The sequence below is a fragment of the Dyadobacter sp. CY261 genome (genome assembly GCF_021440085.1).
Taxonomy (GTDB): Bacteria; Bacteroidota; Bacteroidia; order Cytophagales; family Spirosomataceae; genus Dyadobacter.
The window spans coordinates 86,745-109,773 of sequence record NZ_JAKCPW010000003.1 but is presented as its reverse complement, the minus strand read 5'-3'; the positions used below and the strand labels follow the sequence as shown (position 1 = coordinate 109,773).

The following is a 23,029-nucleotide window of genomic DNA, read 5'->3' as shown; positions in this document are numbered from 1 at the left end:
ATTGAGCTTCCCGTCTATAATTTCTTCGAAACTGTCGATTGTAAAGGTTTGTTGCCTTCGGGCATTAAACTTTGGTTACAAGGGATGCTCTAACCAGCAATAAACCTTTACAATCATGAACAGATTTACATTCATCGTCCTCTTGCTCGCCGGTTTTGCCGCACCGGCCTTTGCTCAAAATGCGCAGATCACCGGCACCGTCCTGGACAGCGTAAGCCGTGAAGGTGTAGTAGGTGCCTATGTATCAGTCAGTCGCAACACCCCCGACGCCAAACCAGAATATGTGACGACGGATGTAAACGGTAAATTTTCTTTTACCGGCCTTTCCAAGCAGGTTTCCTATCTTGTAAAAGTCTCCTACCTGAGCTATAAGGATTTTTCACGTACACTCACCCTGACCAACGATATCCAGGACCTGGGCACCATTACTTTGACCGAAGCGGTGTCGAATCTGAAGGAAGTGAAAGTAGTAGGGCAGGTGACGGCCATGGAGCAGAAAGGCGACACCACGCAATTCAATGCGGCAGCATTTAAAACCAATCCCGACGCCACTACCGAAGACTTGATTCAGAAAATGCCTGGCATTACCGTCACAAACGGAGCAGTGACTGCGCATGGCGAGACCGTTAACCGCGTTTTAGTAGATGGCAAGCCGTTTTTTGGTGACGATGCAGCATTGACATTGAAATCGCTCCCGGCAGAAGTGGTGGACAAAATCGAGGTATTCGATAAGCTGAGCGATCAGGCGCAATTTACCGGATTCGACGATGGTAACGGACAGAAAACCATCAATATTGTTACGAAAGCGGATAAACGTATGGGCCAGTTCGGGAAGGTGTTCGCCGGTTATGGTCTGGACGACCGTTACCAGGCAGGTGGTAATGTGAGTTTCTTTAAAGGCAACCAGCGCATATCGGTGATCGGGCTGAGCAACAATATCAATATGCAAAACTTTTCCAGCCAGGATTTGCTTGGGGTTTCCGGTGGGGGAGGCGGCAACCGTGGAGGTGGCGGTTCGGCGGGGAACTTCCTGGTGGGCAATCAGAGTGGTATCACCGGGACCAATTCATTTGGTTTAAACTACTCTAATAAGCTCGGCAAGAAGGTGGATATTTCGGGAAGCTATTTCTTCAACAGAACCGGCAATACCAACGTGCAAAGCACCTCGCAGGAGTATTTTTTGCAAGGCAACACGAGCAACCAGTTTTATAATGAGAATAGCCGCACCAGCACAACGAACTCCAATCACCGCCTGAACTTCCGCATTGAATACAATATCGACCCCAAAAACTCGCTGATCATCACACCGCGGTTGAGTTTTCAGGACAATCATTCGGGTAGCGTGAAGGCCGGTCTGACCACACTAGCCATCGATGACAGCAATGTCAACAGCTCGAACAACACCCAGGCCAGTTCCAACAAAGGTTATAACTTCTCGAACGACATCTTGTTCCGTCACGCATTCGACAAGAAAGGACGGACTGTTTCTTTCAACTTTAATACCCAATTGAACGACAAAAACGGCCGCCGGGACCTGTATTCGAGAAATACGTATTTCGATAACATCGTATTGGGCGATACAGCGATGCGCGGGGACACGATCGATCAACGCAGCTTCACCCATTCGGACGGGGTTACATTGGGCGGAAACCTGATTTATACCGAGCCTATCAGCACCACAGGTCAGTTGCAGTTCAATTACGGGTTGACTATTCAAAACAGCAATTCGAATAAGGACACCTACAATATGAGCTTTGACGATGGCACCTATTCGGATCTGGACACATTGCTGACCAATAACTTCGATAACCGCTACATTACCAACCGTGCGGGGCTAGGTTACCGTTACCGGAAAAATAGCTGGTCGGCCAATATTGGTGTTGATTTTCAGAATACAGGTTTGTACAGCCAGCAGTTGGCGCCGACTAATAACAAGGTAGACCAATCCTTTACCAACATACTGCCAAACTTAATGCTGAACTGGCGTTCAAAAACCGGAGCTCAATTCCGCGCTTTTTTCCGGAGTTCTACCAACCAGCCATCAATCTCGCAGTTGCAGAATGTGCTCGACAACAGCAATCCGCTGTCGCTGACAGCCGGTAACCCTGTTCTGAAACAGGAATACCGCAATATGTTTAACGTGCGTTACTCGCTGGCCGGCGCGAAAAGACCGTACAGTCTGAATGCGATGATCTTCCTTACCCAAACTAACAATGCGATCGTGAACTCGACATACATCGCGCAAGGGCCGGAAACATTACCCAACGGCGTATTCCTGGAAAGAGGTGCAAAATATACCGCGCCGATCAACGTGGACGGTAGCTGGAATGCTCGCTCGTTTTTTGCATTCGGGAAACCCATCGCGCCTCTGAAGCTGAATTTGAACCTGACCGCCGGCTTCAACTACGTGCGCTCACCGGGGATGATCAACTACGTGCCTAACTATTCGAACACCTACGCCATTTCGCAGGGCCTGGTAGTGAGCAGCAACATTAGTGATAAGCTGGATTTCACGGCTTCCTATTCGGGAAACTACAATGTGGTTCGCAACAGTATTCAGCCCAATCTGAACAACAACTATTATACCCAAAGCCTTACCGGGCGCGTGAACTGGATTTTTGGAAAAGGATTTGTGCTGCAAAGCGATATCAGCAACCAGTCATACCGAGGTTTGGGCGAAGGTTATAACCAGAATTTTACCCTCTGGAATGCCAGCATCGGCAAGAAATTCCTGAAAAATAACGCAGGCGAGCTGAAACTGACCGTGTTCGATATCCTGAAACAAAACAACAGCATCAGCCGTAATGTGACCGAAACTTATGTGCAGGACGTTACTAACCGCGTGCTCACGCAATACGCTATGCTCACATTCACTTATACACTGAGAAACTTTGGTAAAATGCCAACCAACAACGACGGTAATTACAGAAGACGTTATTTCGAGGGAGGCGGGGATTTCCAGCGAGGCGGTGACCGCGGGCAAGGTGGTGGTGGCCGGGGCTTCAACAATTAGGCATTAACCCCTTCTTCAGTGCAAAAGAAAATCCCGGGGCGTTTTGCTCCGGGATTCTTTTTAGTATCAAATACCTTTGATTAATGCGCTTGAATGCGTCAAGCTATTTTTTGTCAGGAAACGGAATGATCAGCTTTTCGCCTCTTTCGGAGAAATCCCGTGTTTTACCGTTGGCTTTCATTAATGCTTCTTTGGTAACGCCATATTTGCTGGCCACCACGCGAAGAACGTCGCCGGGGCCGACGGTGTGAGTCCCTTTAACTTGTATTTTAAGCTTGGTTACGCCCGCTTTCACATCCGATACAGAGGAATTAAGTCCCTGCAAGGTTTCAGTTTTAAGATTATAGCGTGATGCAATGCTGGAAAACGTCTCACCACTCTGAACGCTGTGGGTTATTTGTTCTCCGCCGATCGAGGAGGCCGATATCGAAGGCTTCTCCTCCTTTTTAGGCTCCTCAGTTTTTTCTTTCACCGGCTCAGGTTTGGTTTTTTCAGGAACCTCTTCCTCAGGAACCGGTTCGTCACTGATAGGCTCCGCAGCGGTTTCCTCAAGGGTGGAGTCGACAACTACCGATGTAAGCTCCTCGGAGCTCGAAGAACTGTCAGAAATATATTCGTAGCCGACGTAAAGCATTGCCAACACCAGCAGTACTAAAACCAGCAATGTAACGATAGGCAGATTCGACTTTTCAGTGGGACGGATATTTCTTTTCTTCGGGAATTCGTCTTCCATAACCTGGCCGGATTCTATTTTTAGTGGAGTTAATTTTCTACGAAAATAATAAAGACAGCCTAGTTTCCAAGTTGATTTTTCAATTCCTCATTCATCGCTGCAACTTTCTCTTTGAGGCTTTCCTTGAAGGCATCAAGCCTTTTTGCAACCTCAGTATCGCTCGCTCCGATGATCTGGGCGGCCAGTATTCCCGCATTTCTGGCACCGTCCAGGGCCACCGTCGCTACGGGCACGCCGGCCGGCATTTGCAGGATCGAAAGTACCGAATCCCAACCGTCGATCGAGTTGCTCGACAATACAGGAACACCGATTACCGGCAATGACGTCAGGGATGCCACCATGCCAGGCAAATGGGCTGCGCCCCCCGCACCGGCGATAATCACCTTTAAGCCTCGGTCTCGCGCAGATGCCGCATATTCGAGCATGCGCTCGGGCGTGCGATGTGCCGACACAATTTCCATTTCATATAAAACGCCGAGTTCGGTTAATGCGTCTGCGGCGAGCTGCATTACCTTTCTATCCGAAAGGCTGCCCATGATAATCCCTACCATTGGTATGTGTTAATTCGTTTTGTTACTGATTACTTTGATGTTGTTCTTGACGAAATCAGCCTTGGCTTTCAACGAAGCGATATCCGAATCCATGATCGTAATGTGGCCCATTTTGCGGAAAGGTTTAGTGATCGCTTTCCAGTAAAGAAACGGGAACACTTCCGGCGTTGCAAGCAACTTCTCCATGCCTTCATACACTGCCGGACCTTCATAGCCGTCTTCTCCCAGCAAATTCACCATTGCCGAGGGGCCGTAAGCCTGCGTACTTCCCAGGGGAAGGTTCAAAATCGCCCGCCAATGTTGTTCGTATTGGGAAGTTGCGTTGGCGCGGATCGTATGGTGCCCGCTGTTATGCGGGCGGGGCGCTACTTCGTTAATCAGTACTTCACCATCCGGCGTAAGGAATAATTCCACGGCAAGCAACCCGACGATCTGAAATGCTTCGGCAGTTTGACGGGCTATTTCCTGTGCTTTTACATTAACCGCTTCGCTTATTTCGGCTGGGGCAAACAGGTATTCCACAAGGTTATGCTCCGGATGAAACACCATTTCCACTGTTGGGAAAGTCTCCACCTCGCCCTTGGCATTACGAGCAACAATCACGGCGAGCTCTTTGTCGAAAGGCACTGCCTTTTCTAAAAGTCCTGGCTTATCGAATGCCTTTTCCAGATCGTCCGCCGACGTCAGTCTTTGTACACCGCGACCGTCATAGCCGTCTTTTCCTAATTTGTGAAACGCAGGCAAAAACGAGACGTAGTTTGAGACATCATCCCGGTTCTCGGTCAAAATGAATTCTGCGGTAGGAAGCTGTTTTTCAGCGTAGAATTGTTTCTGAATACGTTTGTCCTGGATCTGGCGGATCACCGATGGTTGCGGATAGACCCTTTTGCCCTCTCTTTCCAGCGCTTCAAGGGCTTCTACATTAACTTTTTCTATCTCGATCGTGATGACGTCGAGGTCCTTGCCAAAATTGTAAACGGTGTTAAAATCTTGCAGCGAGCCTTGTGTAAAATGGGGCGCTATCTTTCGGCACGGAGCTTCGGCGTCCGGGTCGAGTACATGAATATCCAGGTTCCAGTCCACGGCAGCTTGCAAGAGCATAAGCCCCAGCTGCCCGCCACCAAGAATTCCAATTCGGGATGAAAGCATTTATTGAATGATATTTTCCCGCAAAATTGGTTTAAAAACGGGTGAGATAAAAGGGGCTGTGTGAAATGTCGGTCAGGAAATGGTCAGAAGGCCAGAGCTTGTCATTGTGAAATCGTCACTATTGTAACGTATTCGACACTTTAAGAGCTGGAATCATTTTGAAATCTTTCAGGTTTGCGGTCCGCAATTCCAGATTGTAAACTAATGCGGTTGCCGCAATCAATGCGTCCGACGCGCTCAACGAATGCGATAACGCAAAGCTGTGACCAATACGCATAGCAGTTTGCGCTATGCCTTCATTTAAATCAAAATGAATAAAGCCATTCAATAAACGTTTGATACTGAACAACTCGGCCCTATTTAAACAGCCGTTGTAAAGTTCGAGTACGATGACGGTGTTGACGGCAAAGTTACCTTTACCCGCACATTCAATAAATTCGATAGCTGCTTGCTTTCCTCTCAGATAATCGATGAGGATGTTTGTGTCCAGCAGAAGCATATCAGCATCTGAAATCGCGGCGGATTCTTCTTACATACGCTGCGGAATCGCCAACATGCGAAAAAGGCTTCACATTAGGATCATTGGCTAACTCCTCTTCTTCCGCAGTAAGCTCGTTGCATATCACGCGCCCATGAACTGCGGGGTCAAGGCGCACATAAGGAATAAGAGGTTCATTGAGTTGAAGCGCCTCCGACTCGTTAAGGTCAGGATACGACGTTTCCTTTGCTGCATCGGGGGAATTTTGAGCGAGGCTCTTTTGGGAAGATGTTTTCATAACAGTGTGAGTTTCGTTTTCACAAACTTATGCATTCCCTTTCGGTCTGAAAAGCATTTAAGCCGCCGTCTGATAATTGCTATTTCATCAACCGTATCAAAGCAATTTCTACAAGCAGGAAGAACAAAGCCGCATACAGGAAAAACTTCCAAAGGTTAGTTCCCATGTTTTGCTGTTGGAATGCAGTAGAGAATGCGTCATCGTCAATCCTATCGAAAACGTGCACGTTCTTCTTGCCCGAAAATGCGGCCCGGAGCTCATCGGGAGAATAGTATTGCAGTTTAGATTCGGCGTGGTTGTGGTTCAGGGCAATGATTTGCTCAGATTTGTTATCCAATACCAGTTCGAAGTAACCGGCCGCCAGATCTTCGCTGGCCTGGTCGCCTTGTGGGATTTCCAGTAGCAGCTGGTTTCCGGTGATGCGTTGCACGGGAATGATCTCGGTTTTGCCTCGTCTTAACTTATAAACCGAATTGGGTTTTGGCTTGTCGATAGGGAGGCTAATGGGGTTTTCATCGAATGTAAACGAGGTACGCTGCTGGCGTACACTCGATGCGGCGATTTTGTACATCACAGGCACAAAGATGGCATGCTGCGCTACATTACCGTTTTCCTGGTTCAACGGTGCGGCAAAAACGTACGTTCTTCCAGTGCCCGAGAGGATCTGGTTCAGATATGTCTGCCCATTACGCAACGTCAGTAGCTGCTGGCCCGCATTGGCCCAACTCCAAACCGGTAATGCGGTGGGCAGATTAAGGTTCATCTCCTGCCGCATCGATTCTTCAAAAACATCGCTAAAAAAAGGATTGTTTCGGTCGGGAACTGCCAGCGGAAGCGCAGCCTGCGCTTTTTCAGCTGTAATGCCATTAATACCCAATCTACTCAAAAAACTCGCATAGCCGTCCACAGCCGGAGTGGCGGGCGGGATTATCGCTAAACTACCTCCCTGTTGCACAAATTCCTGTAAATCCTGCGGCAATGTGCCAGAAAGCTGGGTGACGCCTTCCAAAACCACCAGATCCGAACTTTTGATCAGGCCCGGATCGACGTTTTGAGCACTATAATTTTGTAATGTAAAAAGACTGTCGTTGGCATACACATTCTCTATATAGTTACCTTCCGCTTTTTGCCCATATACATGCAGCACGCGGATCAGCGGCGAAGCATTCAGGACAAAATAGTAGTTGTTGTCAAAGGTTACCGGGAAATCGTCGAAGGTTATCTGGCCTTTTTTATAGCCTTTTCCTTTTAGGTTAAAGTTGAATTTGGCTGTCGCACTGCCATTGGCTGGAACATTTACCGACGCAGTGGATGCTTGCGTATTATCGAGGCTCAGCCTCAACACCACATTCCTCGCCTCGCGGCTGCCCGAATTGCTCACCTTGACAAAAAGAATATTGTTTTGAAGCTCCCGGATAAAAGGCGTGTTCAGCCAGGCCGAATCCACAAAAACGTTCTTTTCGGCCTCAGCCTGAACAGGTACCAGGAAAATCCGGTTAGTCGAATCGGCCTGAATTGCCGAAAGGTCACCGGCGGTACTTTTCTGAAAATCGGAGAACCAGAACAGTTGGTTCTTGCCCGATTGCGAATGACGGGCCATGAGGTTTTCCTGGCGTTTGTATACCTGTTCCAGGGTGCGGGGCATGCTCGCCAGGCCTATGGTAGTAAGGCGGTCGCGAAGCTTTTCGGCTGGGTAAAGGCCCTGTTCCTGGGCGGAGAAATCGTTGGTGACCAGTTGGAGCGAGGTCGCATTTTTGAACAACCCCAGCAAATCCCCAAGACGCCCTGTAGCAATGTCCAGATAGCGCTTATTGTTCAACTCGCTTTCCATGCTCATCGAATTGTCCAGATACAAACTGGTAATGCCCCGCCGGTCAACGGCCACGTTGCTTTCAGCAGGAATGAAGGGTTGGGAGAATGCAAATGCAAGACAGGCGATGGCCAGGATCCTGGCGGCCAGTACCAACCAGTGCTTAATCTGCCGGATCGACTTGGTTTGCGTTTCAACGGCCTTTAAAAAGGCTACATTGGTGAAATAGATCCTTTTCGTCCGCCTGAAATTGAAAATGTGGACGGCGATCGGAATCGATATGGCCAGCAAACCCCACAGGAAGGACGGGAAAAGGAAACTCATGTAAACGGGATATTATTTTGTTTGAGTGATCAGCTATCGAATATGCCTTCAAAAAGGCACTTTTCAAATGTTCAACGCAGTTAGTAAAGACAAATTACACCAATTTCTCATAACTACTTTTTATTTACAGACCTTTCTCATATCTCAGATGCTTTTTTCTAACTTTGCACTTCATTTTGCGCGGCCGTAATTCGTTCGGTGTCCGCTAAGAGAAAAGATTGTTAATTTAAACAGCGTTATGGCCAAAGTTTCGGTAAACAAACACCAGCCCGTCTATCAAATGCCTACGAACCCGGCTGCGGTTCGCACCAAGAAGTATGCCTTATCTACCCAAAAATACATATCACTGGCCATGCGTTATTTTTTCAAAACGCAGCTCAAATGGGGCCTTATCCCCCTGGCCCTTATCCTGATCAACGCGGTGATCAACCTGACGGGTGTGTATCCCAACCTGTGGATCTATATTACCGTTTTGGTGGCTGCGATCCTCTACGTTCTGTTCTGGCTGATCCAGTTCACAGGTATCACACAACTTGCGCAGTACAAGCCGATGTTCGAGAAGTTCTCTTACGAGATCGATAACCGGCAGATTATCATGAAGCTTAATCAGAAGGAAGGAAGCGTGATGAAATGGGAGCAGATTTTGGAAGGTTACAAAGACAAGGAGGCTTATGTACTGGTGATTTCAAAAGGACAATTCCTGTATTTGCCGTTTGCGATTTTTACCTCCGAGCACGATATCAAGGTTTTTGAGAGGATTTTGAAACAGAAAGAGGTATTGAAGGCCTGATCAAAAAGCCATTCTGTAAAAAACGCCCGGCTGGAAAGTCGGGCGTTTTTTATGGTTGGGCTCGTATTATTTAATACTGGCCTCGTGCTGTTGCTTGGTGAAATTCTTCTCTCCTGCTGTGACCGCGATCGCCAGGTGGTTGTTGAGTGGCGGAATCGGACAGTTATATCCGGTGCTATAAGCGCAATAGGGGTTATAAGCCTTATTGAAATCGATGACGCAGGTGCCGTCTTTTAAATCGCTGGTTTTCAGGTCCAGGTAGCGGCCGCCGCCGTAGGTTTCCGCACCATTGGTTTTATCCTTGAAAGGAATGAAAAGGTAATCTTTGTATTTTGCCAGCTGTTGGAGGCTGAGGCTGCGGTAAACGGTCAGTTTCTGCCTTCTTCCATTCACCTTGAATTTCAAAACCCCATACTTGACGTAAGTTTTGTTCATGCCGCTGTAAGTAGGCATTTCAAACGACTTGGCCTTCGCCTTTTCAAAACGCGCTTTGACGCGATAGCTCGAATCCGGTGTATAAAACTGCAAATAGGGCAGGTCTGCCGCTTTCAATGGCGAATTCTCCGAATGCAGGAACTCGTCTTTGTATTTTCTTCGGTACTGATCAGTCTCTTCGGTAAATGTTTGTGCTTGTGATCCAGACGCCGCGACCAAAATTGTAAAGAGTGTGCTTAAAACAATTTTCATAGTTAGTGGGAAAAAGAAAATCCGGTAATTTTTACCGGATTTTATAAAAATTATTCCAGAAACCCAAGTAATGGGGAACTTTCTTATTTATTTGGCTGAAATTTTCTTCACTTTCGACTCGTCGATGTTGAATGCCTTTACCACCGAATCGTAGCTATTCAAATCCACTTCGCCGTTCGTGCGTGACAGGAAATCGGAAGGGACTACTACCACACGGAATTCAAAGCCTCTTGTATGTTCGGTGCCTACGTTGGCCAGGTTCAAATTAGAGTCCAGAAAAAGCATCATGTCGTCGTCGGTACGGTCGAAATTATAAGTAATCAGTCCGTTGTTGACAAACGCCGTTTGTGGAAGAGGGCGATAGGCTTTCAGACTGCCGGCATCATTCCAATACACATATACAAGCACAGCGTCAGACGGCAACACTTCAATTTTTTGCTGGTCAAAATTGAGGGTGTAGGAATATTCGTTGGCAGCGGTGAAATCTACATTGATAATGTCGAAGGTGATTCCCAACACATCGCCTCCCTGCGGTCCGGGGTCGCCTTTCGGCCCGCGGCAGCTTTGGAACAATGCGACAATAGCGAGAAGCAGCAGGGGCAAGAATTTTCTGTTCATGACTTGTGAATTATAATTGAGAGATTTATTAAGAATTTGTGATTAGATGGTGATGCAATTATAAAGTTTAAATCTAAGTTGGGCATTAACTTCTGTTAACTAAAAATGCCATTCCAAACAGTGCAGAGGGCATACACTGGAACTGAGACCGCTAACACATTATTGTGTGTTTAATGATAAAATCATTTGCGTAGATATCGTTTCCGTGCTACTTTTCCTGAAACAACGCCTTTAAGATTCAACTAAAATTAACAGAAACAACGATGATTAACCGTAAAGCAACAGCCATTTGGAAAGGTACCGGTAAGGAAGGTACAGGTACGATCAGCACGCAAAGCACAGTCCTGGAAAATACCCAGTACTCTTTCAATACACGTTTCGCGGATGGCAAAGGGACAAATCCTGAGGAGCTCGTTGCAGCTGCACACGCCGGATGTTTTGCGATGAAACTGAGCTTCGAACTGAATGCGGCCGGTTTTACAGCCGATGAGCTGAACGCCACCGCCACTATTTCTCTGGATCCTGCAAAAGGCCAGATTGTCAAAAGTGCGATCGATTTGAAAGCGCAGGTGCCAGGGATCACCGCCGAGCAATTTGCCGAGGTGGCCGATAAAGCAAAAAAGGAATGCCCTATTTCCCAATTGCTTAATACTGAGATTACATTGAATGCTGAACTGTTATAGACAGACGAGCCGGTTTGTCGTGTCGCCAGGCACGGCGGACCGGTTTTAATCGATAAAAAGATCGCTGGCAATGCGGTCGGCAAAGAGCTTGCCGGCATCGGTGAGCAACAATATCCCCGACTCTTCCCTGATCCAGCCTTTGCGGGTCATTTTTTCCAATTCCTGCTGCTGTTCCAATGCAAATGCACCGTTTGACAGTACATGTAGCTTTTGCATTTCCACCCCCCAGATTGTGCGCAGGCCGGTAAGCAGGTACTCATTTGTCTGGTCGGCGCTGGTAAGCATTTCTGTTGTGGCCGGTATCCTTTCCTGTTGGATCGCTTCCAGGTATTTGGCGTTGTTTGAAACATTGTACTCGCGACTGGTGCCATCATACGAGTGCGCACTCGGGCCTACGCCCAGGTAGGGATGTTGTTTCCAATAAGAGCTGTTATGCCGGCTATAACGTCTGTCTCTGGCAAAATTAGAAATCTCGTACTGCTCATAACCGTGATCGCCAAGCGATTTGACCAGTATTTCAAATTGCTGCGCCGCATATTCTTCCTCAATAGGCTTGATTTTCTTCTTTTTTAACCAGCTTCCGAAAGCTGTTTGCGGCTCGATAGTAAGGCAATAGGCGGAAATGTGGGGCACACCGAGCGTAAATGCCTGGGAAAGATCCGCCAAAAGGACATTGTGGTTCTCCGAAGGAATGGCATAGATCAGGTCGATTGAAATGTTATCGATACCGGCCTTCTGCGCTAGTTTTACGCATTGCCCGGCTTGCAGTGCGCTGTGAGCCCGGTTCATAAACCGCAGGTGCGGCTCGTGGAAAGATTGTATACCGATGCTCAGCCGGTTAATGCCTGCTTTAAAAAACATCTGCAAGCTGGCCGCATCCAGATCATCGGGATTGGCTTCGAGACTGATTTCGGCGTCGGGCGCTACGCGGAAGTGCTTGTGAATAGTGCCGAGCAGCAAATGCAGCTCTGCTTCATCGAGCATTGAAGGCGTGCCGCCCCCGAAATAGATGGTTTCCATATCCCCGTCCGGCAGATAAGCTTTCCGCAATTCGATTTCCCGGGCTATTGCCTCCACGACGGCGCGTTTATTGGCTGTATGGGTGCTAAAATGGAAATCGCAATAATGGCAAGCCTGTTTGCAAAAGGGGATATGGATGTATAAATGCATTATTTATTTTGAATTTTTCTGCCACTCCCATCCGATCTTCACACCGGCCCAGAGGTTGTTTTTTGGAGCACTGTTGTAGTAGCGGTTGCCGAAAGCGTTGAGATCATAACCAAGGCTGTAAATACCCGCATTGACCTTCTCAGCAGAAGCCGAAAGCTCGCTATAAAAATGAGTCCCCCAGCTTTTCTTCCAGCTCACACGCGCTGTCCATTGGTTGTAGGCGGTGTTTTTGACCGTGTTAGCGTCGTTCAGATAGAATGAGTCACCATGCTGATAAGTCAGGAATGCGGAAATGCCGTATTTAAGCAGCACATCAACACCTGTTGACTGGGAAAAACGCGGAATGCCCGGAATGAGTTTCCCGCTCAGGTCGGCATCGGCTTGCTGGAACTCCTGGTAGGTGTATTTGGTGTAGGTGCCCGTGTTCCAAAGTTTGAGCATAACCGGCAGTTTGGGGTTCGATAGTATGTCCCAGCTGATGTTCCATTCCACGCCATTCTGCTTTGTTTTGCCCGCATTTACAAAGTACTCAGCACCAGCTTCGTCCAGACGCCTCACGATTGCATTGCGGAGACCGAAATGGTATAGACTGATTTCTCCTGAAATGACTTTGCCCGCTTTCCGGATACCGATTTCGGTATTGTTACCTTTTTCCGCTTCCAGGTCTTTCCGGAAACCGCCCGCCGACGGCCGTACTTCCTGCAAGGTAGGAGGGGAGAAGCCGCCGCTGTACGAAGCAGTCACCGACCAGTTGCCGGCAATTACCTTGTTAGCAGCAAAACGCGGGATGACAATGCCGTCGAAGGTCTTTTGGTCTTCATTGAATGGCAGTGGGAAATATCGTTCGTATTGGTATTTGGAGGTGTTATAACTTAAACCGGCACTTAACGTAAGGTCAGTGAGCAGTGTCGCCTCGAGCTGGCTGAATACCGACAGGTTCGCCGTGCGGATATCTTCGGCGGTCTGCTGCTTGTCGGCAATACCGCCTTTGTTGTCATAATTGCGCTGTGCTGATTTGCCGTATTGCCATTCGAAGCCACTGGTCCAGTTGGTTTTTACATTTCCCCATTCGGATTTGTTTTGCCAGATATTCCGACCACCGATGCCATTTTCATCGCGTTTTTCAAAGTTGGAAATAAATGGGTTCGCAAAATCGGTGAATGTCAGGTACAATGCAGTGGACTGCGTCCAGCTATCCGATAAAGGAAGCACAAAGTTTCCGCCGAGCATTGCCAGTCGGGTGTAAATGGCCGCTTTTTGTGCCTCACTTCCCGGAACCGTTGGTGTGGACTGGCGGGCTAGTTTTGGATTCGTTTGGTATTGGGCCAGGTTAATGCCACCCGGTGTTTGGTAAAAGAGGTCGGAATACATTCCCAGTAAGGACAATGTACCCTTTTCGCCGATGCTTGAATTGGAAGTAAATCGTATCGCGTCCCTTACCATACCACTGTGATCGCGGTATCCGTCCTGCTGGCTGTGGCCATATTGGATGGACATATCGCCTACCTGAACCGTTGAGTTGCGGCTCTGGAACCCATATTTGCCAAAGCTTACACTTTGCTCTACCCGGTTCTGAAATTCATTGTCGGGACGGCTCTGCATGAGTACCACGCCGCCGGTGCCCGCACCGTAAATACTGCTACCTGGCCCTTTAATGACCTCCATGCTTTGAATAGCACCAAAATCCACTGAGTTTAAAGGCGTATTGCCACTTGCATCCGTGAAGGGAATGCCGTTCCAATAGAACTTCACATTTCGCACGCCAAAAGGGGACCGGATAAGGCTTCCCCGCACCGAAAATCGGTAGCTGCCAGGCGAACGCTCCTCCATGCGCACGCCCGGGATGGTGTTGACAGCATTGGCCCAGGTGTAATTGGAAAAGCGGCCGAGCGATCGCGGCGTTAGCACTCCCACCGTTGCAGTGGTCGAAAGCGGGTCTTTGTCCGACTCGAATGCATGGACAGTGATCTCGCGTAGATCACGCGCTTGTAGTGAGTCGCTTTGGGCAAATGCCCCGGAGTGATTGAAAATGATGAAGGCGGCAAAGAGGCCAATAATAGAGATTTTGAGCATAAGGTTTAGGGGGTATATCAATAAAATACAAATCTGATCATAAAAGCCAACAGTTTCAATAGTGCTATTGCTTGCTTAACCGGGCGGTTTGATGCGAAGTTCAACGACTTCTTGCCGTCTGAGAACATTTTTCTACAAAAAGCGGGCCTGAAACCGGTCTTAGCAGTGGTAAGATTTTTGTTCTATAACCGATAAGTGCACAATTACTGAAACCAACTTTAATCTTAAAAAACATGAAAAAGATCACCTGGATTGTTGCTTCCATGCTCTTGGTCGGCTCATTATCATTGACCAGCTGCTCAGAAAAAACCAAAGATTCGGCTAACGAGACGGTTGAGGAAGCCAAAAGCGATATGGATGAAAATGTGGCCGATGCCAAAGCCGACATCAAAGAAGCAGGGCAGGATTTTGAAGCCAAAGTGAAAGAGGATAAGGACGAATTGAAAAAGGATATTGATGAGGCTATCGGCAAGTTAGACCGCAAGATAGAGGAAGCCGACAACAAAATGGATAAGGCTGCCGACAAGGAAAAAGCCAAATGGCGAGAACGTAAAAGGGAGCTGAATGCAGAGAAAGAAGAACTGCAAGCTTCTTTGAAGAAGGCCCAAAATGAAACCGCCGACAAATGGGACGAATTCAAGGCCAATACCAAGGAAAAAATCGCCAAAGCAAAGGCCGATCTGAACGACTAACAATTTAGTGAGGGTTATAGGATAAAAAAATGCTCCGGGCAATCCGGAGCATTTTTTTTATCTGACTGGTAAGTGGATTTCTGTCATCATACATCGGGCTGAGCCGCCACCATTCCCTTCTATTACGGCAAGGTCGATGTGAAGCAAACGTGCATAATCGTCAAGCCGGTCTTTTTGCCGTGCAGTCAGAGATTCGTAGGCCTGCGTAGACATGACCAGGAATTTATCGGCTTTGCTACTTTTCACCATCAGCATATTGCCTGCGAAGTGCCGCATCTGTTCCAGCGATATTTCGATTACATCCTTGTGGGTTTCTTCCAGAACCGATCTTACCATCAACCTCTCATCGGGGTCTTTAATCGCTTCCAGGCACACCACGGCGAAAATATCACCGATGCACATCAGCACATTGGTATGGTAAATAGGTTTGCCGTGCTCATCAGAGGCGGAAAATACGATGGTTTCGTATCCTAGTGCATCTGCAAATGCGTCGAGCACTTCTCTGTGTGTGCGTGGCGAAAGGCAGGCGTAGGCAATCTTGTAACGCCGGTCGAAAACCATGCTTCCTGTGCCTTCGAGGAATTTGCCTTCTTCTTCAAAATGGGTCAGGTCAATGATTTCTTCTACTTTGAAATTGCCTCCAAGTGCATCGATAATGTCACGACGGCGTTCCAGGCGGCGGTTTTCAGCCATCATCGGGTATAGTACCACCTTGCCGCTCTGGTGAAATGAAACCCAATTATTGGAAAAAACGGCATCCGGGCGGTCAACATCGTCGGTGTCGTCGAAAATATGCAGTTCCAGACCGGCTTTTTCGAGCTGGTCGATCATCATGTCAAACTCTTCGCGGGCCGTTTGCTGGGCCGTGTCCCTGGTCTGCTGCGCGAACGATTCCTGTTGGAACTCGTTGCTTTCGGCGGTTTGCTCGTTGAAACTGAACCGTACCGGCCTGATCATCATGATCCGGGCCGTCGACTGCGGCTGATTTTGGACGGATGAAGTGATAACGCGCATAGGAGTTTTCGTGAAGGTTGATAATCAGCGTTGGAAATGATAAACATACCAATGCCCTCATGCAATTTACGATTCAAACAGGTCGATTACAACATTAATATTCCGGCAGTGGCTACCCCCTAAGCAGCGGCATGCTCATGCAATGGGAGCCGCCCCGGGCGCGGGATAGTTCGGCAGACGGCAGTGTAATGAATGTATCGGTAAGGTCTTGGGGCGATAATTCGTTGTGTTCGAATTTTTCGAGCAGTCCTTTGGCACTGATCACTTTGAAACCTTCCTTTTTAAATGCCTCAATGGTTTTGTCGTTACGATCATAGCCTATCACCACGCCGTCGCGCAATGCGAGCAGGTTACAGGAGTCGGTCCACTGCTCGCGCTCGCCGTAAGGGAATTCATTGCCGCCCGAGTAAATAAAGCGTACAGGAGCGGTAACCCCCAGGTCGTCGCGGCTAATTTGCGTCAGCAGGTCTTCCAGGTTCTCTATCTCACGAGGCTGCTGCTCTTTCCCTTTCTCAAATTGCAGTATCTTAAATTCCTTGTTTGCATCGGCAGGAGCAAAGAAATGCAGCACATCTTTCTTTTTGGCCTCGTCTCCTACACGGGCCAATGCGCTCAGCAGCACCCACGCGTCCTTTTTAACCTGCGTAAAAATGGTGTCAATGTGCATGTAATCCCGTTTTTTAGGGATTTTGATAATGGTAATTTTTGCAACTACATCTTTATCAAACAATATTTTCATCGCTTGCTGTGCCGCGTAAATGGAGGTGCGTTCGCTGCAACCGATCAGCAAATGATGCGGGGCGACCATCATCACATCGCCGCCTTCCAGGGTGCAGCGGTGGTAGTCACTGGCCTTTTCATCGTCCGGTAGCAGGAAATGCCGTTCATTTTCTGGTATTTCAATGATGTTGCCTTTGATATCGGCAAACATCGGGTGATAAAAGAATACAAACTGGGCCAGGATCGATTCCCGTGTCCGCGCAGTTTTCGCTGGCTTGTTGAGCAGGATATGATTATTGATCACAATGCCGATGTCACGCATGAAGATCAAATTAGGCAGCGGCGCGAAAAGCATCCGCTTGTCAGAACAGGAGCCTGAAATGAAAATATCGGCCAGTTCGTGGGCATCATAACCATTGAGCTCCTCCTGAATGTGGTAAGAGCAGCGCTCAATGCCGCAAATGGCGGCCGTTAGCTTGGTACGGGTGCTTTTATCTTCCAGGATTTCCCCCAAAAGCCGCTGGAAGTCGACCACGCGGTCGGAGTTGAAGTAGTTTTCATGGCCCGGGATGAAAAAAGAGCGGCTCAGATCGTCGTTGATTGCCGCCAGCTTGCCTTTGATTTTATCAGGATCCAGAAAATACAGGAGCAGTTTTACATAGTAGTCATATTCCTTCCTGCGCATGGTGTCCAGGTGGACAATGTCTTCGAAAAGCCAGTCCTGCGCCTTGCTGGGTACCACCTTGCCCAGGCCGCGGTCGGGGCTGTGGATGAGAAGCCTTTTAAGTGTAGTGGTTTCCGACGAAACCATAATGGAGCGTCCGGACGCCTGGTCAATAGCCATAAATGAAGTGTTTGGAACGTTGGGGCACAAAGTAAATGTTTCTCATGGAATTAAAAACCGGCCCTTCTTCAACCCGTTTATTCTGTGGCTGTTCAAGGGATAAATATCTCAATCGCGGGAACATCCTGCCACTTAAAAAGGTTGTATAAAAAGAGTGGCCCGCCGTTTAAGACATTGACGCTCATTTTCATTTACGCCGAATGCGTGTTACTTTTGCGGGAAATTACCACGAACTATCTTTTAAGTATAAATCAGTTATGCTCTCTATTAATGACTTGCGTGCCTCCATTGAAGGTAAGGAAATATTAAAAGGCATCAACCTGGAAGTCAAGCCGGGTGAAGTGCATGCAATTATGGGGCCTAATGGATCCGGTAAAAGCACTTTGGCTTCGGTGTTGGCAGGAAGGGAAGAGTACGAGGTTACTGGTGGAAACGTAGTATTTGACGGAAAAGACATCCTTGAACTCGCTCCTGAAGAAAGGGCTGCGGAAGGGATTTTCCTTGCATTCCAATATCCTGTTGAAATCCCGGGTGTTACCACGATCAACTTTTTGAAAACGGCGGTTAACGAAATCCGTAAATATAGAGGCGAAGTGCCGCTGGATGCTGCGCAATTCCTTAAAATGGTGCGCGAAAAGGCTAAGTTGGTCAGTATGAACGACTCCTTGCTCAAACGCGCACTGAACGAAGGCTTTTCCGGTGGTGAGAAAAAGCGTAATGAGATATTCCAGATGGCCGTACTCGAACCTAAACTGGCGATTCTGGATGAAACCGATTCAGGTTTGGACATCGATGCACTTCGCATCGTAGCTGAGGGTGTCAATTCGCTTCGTTCTCCTGAGCGCGCTACTATTGTGGTAACCCACTACCAGCGCCTGCTGGATTACATCGTTCCTGATTACGTACACGTTTTGTACAAAGGAAGAATCGTGAAATCCGGTCCGAAAGAACTTGCATTTGAATTGGAAGAAAAAGGTTACGACTGGATTAAAGCGGAAGTTGAAGCGGTAGGTTAAGAAAAGGCACATTGTCCCATTAAAACTTAACCTAACAAGCACCATACCCAGATATCAATGAGTACCGAAACAATAGATTTAAAAACCAGGCTGATCACGGATTTTTACGCCCGTGAAGCGGTACTGAATGGTGAGGCATCTTCGGAGTACCACCAGAAAAAACGCGAAGGCCTGGCCCGTTTTGAAAAATTAGGCTTCCCGACCATCCGGCACGAGGAATGGAAATATAGTAATGTAAAAGACCTGATCAGTGTTTCTTACGATTTCAATGCCGAGAGCTCCATCGGCCTTGCGGAGCTGGAAGATCTGAAAGTGCCGGCACAGGAAGCGAATATCCTGTATTTCGTTAACGGTCGTTATAATGCGGGCCTTTCGACGATCATTTCGCCGGTTGAAAAGATTACCATCAGCTCATTGGCAGAAGCTTATAAGAATGATCCTGCCAGAGTTTCTTCTTATTTCAACGAGCTCACCAAAGATGCGGACGATGCATTCACGGCATTGAACACTGCATTTACACAGGACGGGGTTTTTATCCATATTCCTGATAATCAGCAAGTCGAGCATCCGATTATCCTGCGTTTCGTAAGCGATGCCCGCGAGCAGAATGTAGGCAGCCAACCCCGGAATATTATTTCAGTGGGTAAAAATTCGCATGTGAAACTGGCCGAGGCGTTCCGGACGCTGGGTGAACAGCGATCGTTTACAAATGTGGTAACCGAAATCCACGTGGCTGAGGAAGCGAACGTGCAATATTATAAGGTGCAAAATGAGAGCGACAATGCCTACCACGTCGGGACTACCCAGGTGCGTATGCTCGACCGCTCCCATTTTTATGCGGGAACAGTAACGCTGAATGGTAAATTCACCCGTAACAACCTGAACATCGTGCTCGACGGCGAACGCTGCGACGCGCATATGTACGGGCTATATTTCCCGGACGGCTCGCAGCATGTTGATAACCATACGGTTGCCGATCACCAGAAGCCGAATTCAGAAAGTAACGAATTATATAAGGGTATTTTACGGGACAAATCGAAAGGTGTGTTCAACGGAAAGATTTTCGTTCGTCCCGACGCCCAAAAAACAAATGCATTCCAGTCCTGCAAGAATATCGTTCTCTCGCCCGACGCGACGATGAACACCAAGCCGCAGCTGGAAATTTACGCCGATGATGTGAAGTGCTCGCACGGGACAACTACCGGTCAAATCGACGAGGAAGCCTTGTTTTATATGCGCTCACGCGGGATTTCACGGCCGGAAGCGATGTCATTGCTGATGTTCGCATTTTGCGCCGACGTGGTTTCACAGATCAAGATCGACTCGGTTCGTGACTATCTCGAAAACGTGATCACCCAGAAGCTTGCTTCAAAATAGCATTTACGGATTTTTTGATCCGAATCAATACATTTCCTGGTACCCAACCGCCATTTTTGGGGTTGGGTATTTTTCTTAAATGACGAACCAAATGAGCCACAATCTCAATATCGCATCCATCCGAAGCGACTTCCCGATCTTAAATGAAGTCGTCAATGGCAAACAACTCGTCTATTTCGATAATGCCGCAACAACCCAGAAGCCACGGCTCGTGTTAGATGCGCTTTCGGGTTATTACGAGCATTACAATGCCAATATCCACCGGGGAATTCACCATCTGGCAGAGAAGGCTACTTCCGCTTTCGAACAATCCAGGAAGCGCTTGCAGGCTTTTTTAAATGCGGAGCATTCAGAAGAAATCATATTTACCTACGGAACAACCGATGGCATCAATTTGGTCGCATCCGCATACGGCCGTAAATTTCTCAAAGAGGGCGATGAGGTGATCATTTCCACCATGGAGCACCATTCGAACATCGTTCCCTGGCAAATGCTTTGCGAAGAAAAAGGCTGCATCCTGAAAGTGATTCCGATCAACGACGAGGGCGAATTGTTGATGGACGAATATGAAAAGCTGCTGACCGAAAAAACCAAATTTGTATCGGTCGTGCACGTTTCCAATGCGTTGGGCACCATTAATCCGATCAAGGAAATCATACAGAAAGCCCACGCGGTAGGCGCGAAAGTCCTCATCGACGGCGCTCAGGCCAGCTCACACATTGAAATAGACGTACAAGACCTGGATTGCGACTTTTATTCTCTTTCACTACACAAAATATACGGTCCCACCGGAATGGGTATCCTTTACGGCAAGCGTGACTTGCTGAATGCGATGCCGCCCTACCGCGGCGGCGGGGAGATGATCAAGGAGGTTACTTTCGCCAAAACGACCTATAATGAGCTGCCGTATAAGTTTGAAGCCGGCACGCCTAATATTGCCGATGTGGTTGCAGCGAAATATGCGCTGGATTATGTCGATGCCTTGGGCAAACCGCAGATCGCGGCTCATGAAAACGAGCTGTTAAAATACGCGACAAACGCGGTTTCTGAGATCGAAGGATTGCGCATTATCGGCCAGGCCAAGGAGAAAGTGAGTGTTTTGTCATTTGTGATCGACGGCATTCACCACCAGGATATCGGCGTTTTGCTCGATCAGCAAGGCATTGCCGTTCGCACGGGTCACCATTGCACCCAGCCGCTGATGAACCGCTTTAATATTACTGGAACCTCGCGGGCCTCATTTGCTGTTTACAACACAATAGAAGAAATCGACCGGTTGATACAGGGGCTGCATAAGGTAAGGAAGATGTTGGGATAATTTTTTAAATTACTGGCATTGTTTCATTTTAAACTATGTGCACATTATGGAGGACAATTTGCAGCAAGCTCGCAGGTACCTCAACGATGCCAGGGAAATACTCAGGGATAAAGCCAAAAAGGAAGACGGCTTTTATCAGGATAGAAAATATGTCAAGCTAGCCGGTCATGCAGCGTATACGGGTGTCCTTGTTGCATTGGACAATCTTTTTGATAGACAAACAAAGGGTAGAAAGAGTGTCGAATGGTACCAGGAGCAACTTGGCAAGCTGGATAGGAAAGCGCTGCACTCATTTAATGCAGCATATGACACTTTACACCTTGCAATGAGTGATGATGGCAACCCTATCAGCGGACGTTTCTTCGGCCGGCTTAAAATTAGCGGATGGGATCGTCAACTGGGTTGAATCCCGAAAAGCCGCAGCGTAAACAGAATTTTACAAATGACCATAAACGAAATACAGGACGAACTAATTTCGGATTTTGAATTGTTTGATGATTGGGAAAGCAAGTACGAGTTCATTATCGATCTTGGAAAGCAGTTCCCGCCATTGGAAGAACAATACAAGACCGAGGATAATATTATCAAGGGATGCCAGTCGAGGGTGTGGCTGAATGCTTACATGGATGGCGATCTTCTGAAATTCGAGGCCGATAGTGACGCAATTATCGTACGTGGACTCGTGAGTATGCTCGTGAAAGTGCTTTCAGGGCATACGCCGGAACAGATTGCGAAATCCGACCTCTATTTTATGGAACGGATTGGTCTGCACCAGCATTTGGCACAAACCCGGTCTAACGGACTGGCGGCGATGTTGAAACAAATGAAAGCGTACGGCTTTGCCTTCCAGGCCAAATCAGTAAATGCATAACAAATAATAAGACTTGCGATGTCAGAGTCAGAATTGAAAGAAGAAGTTATCAGGGCCATTAAAACGGTTTACGACCCGGAAATCCCGGTTGACGTCTACGAGCTTGGATTGATCTACGATTTGAAAGTGTTTCCAATCAACAACGTATTTGTGTCGATGACGCTCACCTCGCCTTCTTGTCCATCGGCAGGAACGCTGCCGGGCGAAGTGGAGCAAAAAATCAGGGAAGTGGAAGGCGTCAATGATGTAAGCGTAGAGCTGACCTTCGATCCGCCCTATACAACAGAAATGATGTCCGAAGAAGCAAAGCTAGAACTCGGGTTCATGTAAAATAGTAAAAACAACTTTTAAACATTAGAATATATGTATCCACCACAATTAGTGGCCCCAATGAAAGCCGAACTGTTAAGCGTTGGTTTTCAGGATCTGACAAGCGCTCAGGAAGTAGATAACTTCATGCAAAATACCAAAGGAACTGCTTTGGTGGTGATCAATTCGGTATGTGGCTGTGCGGCAGGTGCTGCGCGTCCAGGCGTGAGAGCGGCGCTGGCCAACAGCGAAGTGAAGCCTGACCATCTGGCAACTGTGTTTGCAGGCGCCGACCTGGAAGCTACCGCTAAAATGCGCGAGTATACATTGCCTTATCCTCCCTCTTCACCGGCGGTAGCGCTGTTTAAAGACGGAGAGTTGATCCACTTCGTTGAGCGTCATCACATTGAAGGCCGTTCGGCTCAGATGATCGCTGAACATTTGAAAATGGCTTTCGAAGAATTTTGCGCAGAAGAAGCGTAATTCGATAC

The 23,029-nt window shown here is 47.9% G+C and carries 23 protein-coding genes; 11 read left to right on the top strand and 12 right to left on the bottom strand.

The annotated features are described in order from the left end of the window. Positions 1–115 precede the first annotated feature (115 nt). The gene (locus LZD49_RS10380) at positions 116–3,013 is read left to right on the top strand and encodes an outer membrane beta-barrel protein (protein ID WP_234667286.1); all 2,898 of its coding nucleotides are present in this window, start codon (positions 116–118) and stop codon (positions 3,011–3,013) included. Between the two features lie 103 nt (positions 3,014–3,116). On the opposite strand, the gene LZD49_RS10375 is transcribed toward LZD49_RS10380, so the two are convergent. The 6 genes from LZD49_RS10375 to LZD49_RS10350 form a co-directional block, all read right to left on the bottom strand. Then, on the bottom strand, positions 3,117–3,746 hold the full coding sequence (locus LZD49_RS10375) for a LysM peptidoglycan-binding domain-containing protein (RefSeq protein WP_234667285.1): 630 nt from the start codon (positions 3,744–3,746) through the stop codon (positions 3,117–3,119). Between the two features lie 59 nt (positions 3,747–3,805). Further along, entirely contained in the window at positions 3,806–4,297 is a 492-nt protein-coding gene (gene purE / locus LZD49_RS10370; RefSeq protein ID WP_234667284.1) for a 5-(carboxyamino)imidazole ribonucleotide mutase, read from the bottom strand. A 9-nt stretch (positions 4,298–4,306) separates the two neighbouring features. Next, the gene (locus LZD49_RS10365) at positions 4,307–5,446 is read right to left on the bottom strand and encodes a 5-(carboxyamino)imidazole ribonucleotide synthase (protein ID WP_234667283.1); all 1,140 of its coding nucleotides are present in this window, start codon (positions 5,444–5,446) and stop codon (positions 4,307–4,309) included. A 118-nt stretch (positions 5,447–5,564) separates the two neighbouring features. Beyond that, positions 5,565–5,945 carry a type II toxin-antitoxin system VapC family toxin gene (locus LZD49_RS10360; RefSeq protein ID WP_234667282.1) on the bottom strand — a complete coding sequence of 127 codons (381 nt, stop codon included), beginning with the start codon at positions 5,943–5,945 and terminating at the stop codon, positions 5,565–5,567. Position 5,946: 1 nt separating this feature from the next. Next, positions 5,947–6,222, bottom strand: coding sequence for a hypothetical protein (locus LZD49_RS10355; RefSeq protein WP_234667281.1), 276 nt, complete (start codon positions 6,220–6,222; stop codon positions 5,947–5,949). Positions 6,223–6,301: 79 nt separating this feature from the next. Beyond that, entirely contained in the window at positions 6,302–8,356 is a 2,055-nt protein-coding gene (locus tag LZD49_RS10350) for a BatA domain-containing protein (protein WP_234667280.1), read from the bottom strand. A 238-nt stretch (positions 8,357–8,594) separates the two neighbouring features. Here LZD49_RS10350 and LZD49_RS10345 point away from each other — a divergent pair, with 238 nt between their 5' ends. After that, on the top strand, positions 8,595–9,146 hold the full coding sequence (locus LZD49_RS10345) for a YcxB family protein (protein ID WP_234667279.1): 552 nt from the start codon (positions 8,595–8,597) through the stop codon (positions 9,144–9,146). Between the two features lie 66 nt (positions 9,147–9,212). On the opposite strand, the gene LZD49_RS10340 is transcribed toward LZD49_RS10345, so the two are convergent. Both LZD49_RS10340 and LZD49_RS10335 read right to left on the bottom strand, forming a co-directional pair. Next, positions 9,213–9,833 (bottom strand): DUF1684 domain-containing protein, encoded by a 621-nt coding sequence (locus tag LZD49_RS10340; protein WP_234667278.1) that lies wholly within the window; start codon positions 9,831–9,833, stop codon positions 9,213–9,215. A gap of 87 nt (positions 9,834–9,920) precedes the next feature. Then, entirely contained in the window at positions 9,921–10,451 is a 531-nt protein-coding gene (locus LZD49_RS10335; protein ID WP_234667277.1) for a hypothetical protein, read from the bottom strand. 263 nt (positions 10,452–10,714) lie between these two features. Between LZD49_RS10335 and LZD49_RS10330 the strand changes: the two genes are divergently transcribed. Then, complete coding sequence (locus LZD49_RS10330) at positions 10,715–11,134, top strand: OsmC family protein (protein WP_234667276.1); 420 nt, start codon at positions 10,715–10,717, stop codon at positions 11,132–11,134. Positions 11,135–11,179: 45 nt separating this feature from the next. Here LZD49_RS10330 and hemW read toward each other — a convergent pair whose 3' ends face one another. Beyond that, positions 11,180–12,304 carry a radical SAM family heme chaperone HemW gene (hemW, locus tag LZD49_RS10325; RefSeq protein WP_234667275.1) on the bottom strand — a complete coding sequence of 375 codons (1,125 nt, stop codon included), beginning with the start codon at positions 12,302–12,304 and terminating at the stop codon, positions 11,180–11,182. Positions 12,305–12,307: 3 nt separating this feature from the next. Then, positions 12,308–14,377, bottom strand: a complete 2,070-nt coding sequence (locus tag LZD49_RS10320) for a TonB-dependent receptor (RefSeq protein WP_234667274.1) — start codon at positions 14,375–14,377, stop codon at positions 12,308–12,310. Positions 14,378–14,610: 233 nt separating this feature from the next. Here LZD49_RS10320 and LZD49_RS10315 point away from each other — a divergent pair, with 233 nt between their 5' ends. Further along, complete coding sequence (locus tag LZD49_RS10315; protein WP_234667273.1) at positions 14,611–15,069, top strand: hypothetical protein; 459 nt, start codon at positions 14,611–14,613, stop codon at positions 15,067–15,069. Positions 15,070–15,126: 57 nt separating this feature from the next. On the opposite strand, the gene ctlX is transcribed toward LZD49_RS10315, so the two are convergent. Next, positions 15,127–16,083 carry a citrulline utilization hydrolase CtlX gene (gene ctlX / locus LZD49_RS10310; RefSeq protein ID WP_234667272.1) on the bottom strand — a complete coding sequence of 319 codons (957 nt, stop codon included), beginning with the start codon at positions 16,081–16,083 and terminating at the stop codon, positions 15,127–15,129. Between the two features lie 112 nt (positions 16,084–16,195). Continuing rightward, positions 16,196–17,647 (bottom strand): arginine deiminase family protein, encoded by a 1,452-nt coding sequence (locus LZD49_RS10305; RefSeq protein WP_234667271.1) that lies wholly within the window; start codon positions 17,645–17,647, stop codon positions 16,196–16,198. Between the two features lie 257 nt (positions 17,648–17,904). Here LZD49_RS10305 and sufC point away from each other — a divergent pair, with 257 nt between their 5' ends. The 7 genes from sufC to LZD49_RS10270 all read left to right on the top strand — a co-directional run bounded on the left by sufC (position 17,905) and on the right by LZD49_RS10270 (position 23,021). Continuing rightward, the gene (gene sufC, locus LZD49_RS10300; protein WP_234667270.1) at positions 17,905–18,663 is read left to right on the top strand and encodes a Fe-S cluster assembly ATPase SufC; all 759 of its coding nucleotides are present in this window, start codon (positions 17,905–17,907) and stop codon (positions 18,661–18,663) included. A 57-nt stretch (positions 18,664–18,720) separates the two neighbouring features. Beyond that, positions 18,721–20,040 carry a Fe-S cluster assembly protein SufD gene (gene sufD / locus LZD49_RS10295; protein ID WP_234667269.1) on the top strand — a complete coding sequence of 440 codons (1,320 nt, stop codon included), beginning with the start codon at positions 18,721–18,723 and terminating at the stop codon, positions 20,038–20,040. A gap of 91 nt (positions 20,041–20,131) precedes the next feature. Next, on the top strand, positions 20,132–21,358 hold the full coding sequence (locus LZD49_RS10290) for a SufS family cysteine desulfurase (protein ID WP_409021313.1): 1,227 nt from the start codon (positions 20,132–20,134) through the stop codon (positions 21,356–21,358). A gap of 46 nt (positions 21,359–21,404) precedes the next feature. Then, positions 21,405–21,764 (top strand): DUF5618 family protein, encoded by a 360-nt coding sequence (locus LZD49_RS10285; protein WP_310590484.1) that lies wholly within the window; start codon positions 21,405–21,407, stop codon positions 21,762–21,764. Positions 21,765–21,800: 36 nt separating this feature from the next. Beyond that, positions 21,801–22,229: a SufE family protein gene (locus LZD49_RS10280; RefSeq protein WP_234667267.1), complete on the top strand. Its 429-nt coding sequence runs from the start codon at positions 21,801–21,803 to the stop codon at positions 22,227–22,229. Positions 22,230–22,247: 18 nt separating this feature from the next. Next, a complete protein-coding gene (locus tag LZD49_RS10275; RefSeq protein ID WP_234667266.1) occupies positions 22,248–22,559 on the top strand; it encodes an SUF system Fe-S cluster assembly protein in 312 nt (103 codons plus the stop codon). A 33-nt stretch (positions 22,560–22,592) separates the two neighbouring features. Further along, positions 22,593–23,021 carry a BrxA/BrxB family bacilliredoxin gene (locus tag LZD49_RS10270; protein ID WP_234667265.1) on the top strand — a complete coding sequence of 143 codons (429 nt, stop codon included), beginning with the start codon at positions 22,593–22,595 and terminating at the stop codon, positions 23,019–23,021. The last annotated feature ends 8 nt before the right edge of the window (positions 23,022–23,029 follow it).

Bases quoted from the DNA above. Each gene is read 5' to 3' on its own strand.
- LZD49_RS10365 (WP_234667283.1), bottom strand. From the start codon at position 5,446: ATGCTTTCATCCCGAATTGGAATTCTTGGTGGCGGGCAGCTGGGGCTT.
- sufD (WP_234667269.1), top strand. From the start codon at position 18,721: ATGAGTACCGAAACAATAGATTTAAAAACCAGGCTGATCACGGATTTT.
- LZD49_RS10280 (WP_234667267.1), top strand. From the start codon at position 21,801: ATGACCATAAACGAAATACAGGACGAACTAATTTCGGATTTTGAATTG.
- LZD49_RS10290 (WP_409021313.1), top strand. From the start codon at position 20,132: ATGAGCCACAATCTCAATATCGCATCCATCCGAAGCGACTTCCCGATC.
- LZD49_RS10380 (WP_234667286.1), top strand. From the start codon at position 116: ATGAACAGATTTACATTCATCGTCCTCTTGCTCGCCGGTTTTGCCGCA.
- LZD49_RS10320 (WP_234667274.1), bottom strand. From the start codon at position 14,377: ATGCTCAAAATCTCTATTATTGGCCTCTTTGCCGCCTTCATCATTTTC.
- LZD49_RS10375 (WP_234667285.1), bottom strand. From the start codon at position 3,746: ATGGAAGACGAATTCCCGAAGAAAAGAAATATCCGTCCCACTGAAAAG.
- LZD49_RS10350 (WP_234667280.1), bottom strand. From the start codon at position 8,356: ATGAGTTTCCTTTTCCCGTCCTTCCTGTGGGGTTTGCTGGCCATATCG.
- hemW (WP_234667275.1), bottom strand. From the start codon at position 12,304: ATGCATTTATACATCCATATCCCCTTTTGCAAACAGGCTTGCCATTAT.
- LZD49_RS10335 (WP_234667277.1), bottom strand. From the start codon at position 10,451: ATGAACAGAAAATTCTTGCCCCTGCTGCTTCTCGCTATTGTCGCATTG.
- LZD49_RS10285 (WP_310590484.1), top strand. From the start codon at position 21,405: ATGGAGGACAATTTGCAGCAAGCTCGCAGGTACCTCAACGATGCCAGG.
- LZD49_RS10275 (WP_234667266.1), top strand. From the start codon at position 22,248: ATGTCAGAGTCAGAATTGAAAGAAGAAGTTATCAGGGCCATTAAAACG.
- LZD49_RS10270 (WP_234667265.1), top strand. From the start codon at position 22,593: ATGTATCCACCACAATTAGTGGCCCCAATGAAAGCCGAACTGTTAAGC.
- sufC (WP_234667270.1), top strand. From the start codon at position 17,905: ATGCTCTCTATTAATGACTTGCGTGCCTCCATTGAAGGTAAGGAAATA.
- LZD49_RS10360 (WP_234667282.1), bottom strand. From the start codon at position 5,945: ATGCTTCTGCTGGACACAAACATCCTCATCGATTATCTGAGAGGAAAG.
- purE (WP_234667284.1), bottom strand. From the start codon at position 4,297: ATGGTAGGGATTATCATGGGCAGCCTTTCGGATAGAAAGGTAATGCAG.
- LZD49_RS10315 (WP_234667273.1), top strand. From the start codon at position 14,611: ATGAAAAAGATCACCTGGATTGTTGCTTCCATGCTCTTGGTCGGCTCA.
- LZD49_RS10345 (WP_234667279.1), top strand. From the start codon at position 8,595: ATGGCCAAAGTTTCGGTAAACAAACACCAGCCCGTCTATCAAATGCCT.
- LZD49_RS10355 (WP_234667281.1), bottom strand. From the start codon at position 6,222: ATGAAAACATCTTCCCAAAAGAGCCTCGCTCAAAATTCCCCCGATGCA.
- LZD49_RS10305 (WP_234667271.1), bottom strand. From the start codon at position 17,647: ATGGCTATTGACCAGGCGTCCGGACGCTCCATTATGGTTTCGTCGGAA.
- LZD49_RS10340 (WP_234667278.1), bottom strand. From the start codon at position 9,833: ATGAAAATTGTTTTAAGCACACTCTTTACAATTTTGGTCGCGGCGTCT.
- ctlX (WP_234667272.1), bottom strand. From the start codon at position 16,083: ATGCGCGTTATCACTTCATCCGTCCAAAATCAGCCGCAGTCGACGGCC.
- LZD49_RS10330 (WP_234667276.1), top strand. From the start codon at position 10,715: ATGATTAACCGTAAAGCAACAGCCATTTGGAAAGGTACCGGTAAGGAA.